The sequence below is a fragment of the Bacillus haikouensis genome, assembly GCF_013179555.1.
Taxonomy (GTDB): Bacteria; Bacillota; Bacilli; order Bacillales; family Bacillaceae_B; genus Rossellomorea; species Rossellomorea haikouensis_A.
In genome coordinates this window covers 1-3,548 of the sequence record NZ_JABMCR010000356.1, presented here as the reverse complement: position 1 = coordinate 3,548, position 3,548 = coordinate 1, and the positions used below count along the sequence as shown (strand labels likewise).

Sequence of the window (3,548 nt, the reverse complement as noted above, 5' to 3'; positions counted from 1 at the left end):
TTCCAAATCTTATAGAGAAAATCATTGCATATGCAGTGGAAGATAAAGTGATAGATAACGTCTTTGATGAGAGGGAAATCTTAGCAGCCAATTTAATGAATTGCTTTGTTCCAAGACCATCCGTTGTAAATGCCGTATTCAACCAATATTACGAAGAGTCGCCCACTGCAGCTACGAATTACTTTTATAACTTAAGTATCAACAATAACTATATCCAACAGAACCGGATCGCGAAAAACATCTCTTATAAATCTGATACAGCATATGGTCAGTTTGACATTACCATCAATTTATCAAAGCCGGAAAAGGATCCTGAGCAGATTAAGCGGGAGCGGGAAATGAAACACACGATTAACTACCCTAAATGTCTCCTGTGTGTAGAAAACGAGGGATATGCAGGAAGGTTGGGGCATCCCGCACGTGCCAATCATCGAATGATCAATATTCCCCTTTTAAATGAAAATTGGCATTTCCAGTACTCTCCTTATGTTTACTATAACGAGCACTGCATATTACTTTCTGAAGAGCATCGCCCTATGAAAATAAATAGAGAATCATTTGAACGATTACTCAGCTTTACAGAGAAGTTCCCTCATTACTTTATCGGTTCAAATGCTGATTTACCAATTGTCGGCGGCTCCATTTTAAGCCATGATCACTATCAGGGAGGAAGATATGAATTTGCTATGACCCGTGCTGAAGATGCTTTCAACTTCAATTTAGAAGGCTATCCAGAAATACAGGCTTCAGTGCTGAACTGGCCGATGTCTGTGATTCGCATACGGTCAAAACATATGGTATCTCTCGTAAATGCTGCAGATAAGATTTTGCTTACTTGGAAAAAATACACTGATGAAAATGCAGATGTATTGGCTTTCACCAATGATACACCCCATAACACGATTACCCCGATCGCAAGAAATCGGAATGGGTTCTTAGAGCTTGACCTGGTATTAAGAAATAACCGTACTACGGATGAGCATCCTCTTGGGATTTTTCATCCACACGAAGATGTTCATCATATAAAAAAAGAAAACATCGGATTAATCGAAGTGATGGGATTGGCTGTACTACCACCTCGGTTAAAGGATGAGCTCGTCGATATAAAGGAGTTTTTACTTGGTAACTCACATAAAGTAGCTTCATATCATAAAGGATGGGCAGAACAATTGAAACTTGAATACGGTCTATTATCTACTAAAGAGGAGGCAGAATCCATTCTACGAGAAGAGCTTGGTAAAAAGTTTGTGAAATGTCTTCAAGATGCCGGCGTTTTTAAAAATAGAAGCGGCTTTGAGAGATTCATAACTTCTGTGAATAATAGAGAATAGAAGTATGCAACGAAACGCTGACGCGGCAATTTCGGCGGCCCGAGGTTTTTACAGCCTCGGCTTTTTTATTCTAGAGCTTTATTCTGCTTTGCCATAACTTTATTTGATACCGAACGAATACGCTTAACAAAAATAGACTGAGTATTTAACCTATTAAAATTGGATCAAATAATTCAACAAGAAGTAAGGAAACAGCTCCTAATAATGTCGCATCATGACCTAATCGCGTCACAACAATCTCCGTTTGTGCCGCTTCCTTTATCAGTACTTTTTGCCGAATCATTTTTAGCAGGCCGGGCATGATAAATTTTTCACTGTTCATCACTCCCCCGCCGAGGACAATCTTACTTGGATTGATTAAATGTATTAAGTTTGTTAAACCAATACCAATTATGTTTCCTGTTTCATTAAGCAGGTTTATACAGAACTTATCCCCATTTTGAGCCAAATCGTATATATCCTGACCTGATAAAGAGTTAGAACGTACACCTTTCCCGGAGTTCTTTCCTGCCCTTTCAGCAATGGCATCACCACTCACTAAAGTTTGAAGACATCCCCGATTACCACATGCACATATTTCACCATTCATATCTATTGTCATATGTCCAATTTCACCTGCAATCCCCTGAGCACCATGATACAATTTACCATTAATCACCAAACCAGACCCTACCCCCCGTCCAATATTTACGGCAACCATGCTATCGACATCACCATGCCCTCCAAACCAAGATTCACCCAGCGCCATCGCTCTCGCATCATTTTCAACCTTCACCGTCAGGTTAAACTCTTCCTCTAGAATTGCTTTGATCGGGATATCTCGTAAGTTCAATATCGGTGCCACAAGAGATGTACCCGTTTCTACATCTACAACTCCGTGCATGGCTATCCCGATACCAATAATCTTACTTTGTTCCACATTGGAAAATTTCATGATCTTATTTATATTTTCTTGTAAAATGAATAGAAATTGCTTATTTGATAAATGTTGTGGAAGCAGACCAGATGTCCTGTAAATAATCTCACCCGCTAAATCCGTCAGGATACATTCCACTCTTTCAGGGCCCGCATCCACTCCAATGACATAATATGCATCGTTATTAATATGAAGCATTGTGGGTTTTCGTCCCCCGCTGGAGCTTCCCAGCATACTTTCCCTTACTAATCCTTGCCCGATGAGTTCTTTTACAATACTGCTGACAGTCGGAGGAGTAAGACTTGTTTCTTTCGCAATCTGTGCCCGGGATATAGATTCTGAAGTCCGAATCTTATTTAGAATGATCGATTTATTTACAGATTTCATTAATTGAAAAGTACCACGCTGCATTGAAATGCCTCCACTAAATAACATTATATTGAAAGATTGTACCATAATTTTAGTTAGTAAATTTAATTAAGGTTTTGTATCTAATTTATATTTAAAAAAAGTGAGTCTCTCGTGTAAAAATCCATTTTAATTATACACAATCTCAAGCTCGCCGATTGGCGATTCTAGAAAGGTGAAGACAGAGACGTAGTTACATATCATCTCATGGATGCCCAGCCTTGTAGCATTCGCTCGATTTAGACATCCTGTACATCGTACTTAATTCCTGAAATGCGCTAACTTACCATTCTTCCAGCTTTCAATTTATACTTCCTTCATGTATAACAAAAAACGACAGGTGCTATCCACTCCTGCCGCTTATAGATCTCTTCTAATTTATTTTAGATTTACTACTGCTGCTCTTTCAATTGCAAGTCCCTTTTTATAACGTACCATAAACTTCTCAAAGCCTTCTATATCTTTAGGGTCAGGTGACATTCTCATCCCTGCCTGTTCTGCAAATACATTCTGACTTAGGAATTCTTCCAGCGTTTCATTATCTTTTTTATTCACCATATATGAGGCTAGTAAAGCAATCCCCCATGCTCCGCCTTCACCTGCAGTTTCCATAACAGAAACAGGAGTATTGAGGGCAGCGGCCATAATGCTTTGCCCGACACCTTCTGTCTTGAAAAAGCCGCCGTGCCCCAGAATTTCATCCAGTTTCACTTCTTCTTCCTTTAGAAGAATATCCATCCCAAGCTTCATCGCACCTAATGCTGTAAATAAATGTACGCGCATAAAATTAGCCAAATTGAAATTACTATCTGAGGACCGAACAAACAATGGACGACCTTCTTCAAAGTGAGTAATGTGTTCACCAGAAAGATAACCATAAGCCAATAGACCGC

General features: G+C 39.3%; 3 protein-coding genes. 1 reads left to right on the top strand and 2 read right to left on the bottom strand.

All coding sequences use genetic code 11. The features are described from left to right. Positions 1–1,331 (top strand): UDP-glucose--hexose-1-phosphate uridylyltransferase (locus tag HP456_RS21365; RefSeq protein ID WP_172254858.1); only part of this gene is annotated, 1,331 nt, incomplete at its 5' end. Positions 1,332–1,476: 145 nt separating this feature from the next. Here the strand turns inward: HP456_RS21365 and HP456_RS21360 are convergent. Both HP456_RS21360 and HP456_RS21355 read right to left on the bottom strand, forming a co-directional pair. Next, a complete protein-coding gene (locus HP456_RS21360) occupies positions 1,477–2,658 on the bottom strand; it encodes an ROK family transcriptional regulator (protein ID WP_172254856.1) in 1,182 nt (393 codons plus the stop codon). Between the two features lie 375 nt (positions 2,659–3,033). After that, positions 3,034–3,548, bottom strand: a 515-nt coding sequence (locus tag HP456_RS21355; RefSeq protein WP_246289348.1) for an FGGY-family carbohydrate kinase, incomplete at its 5' end; no start/stop codon positions are given.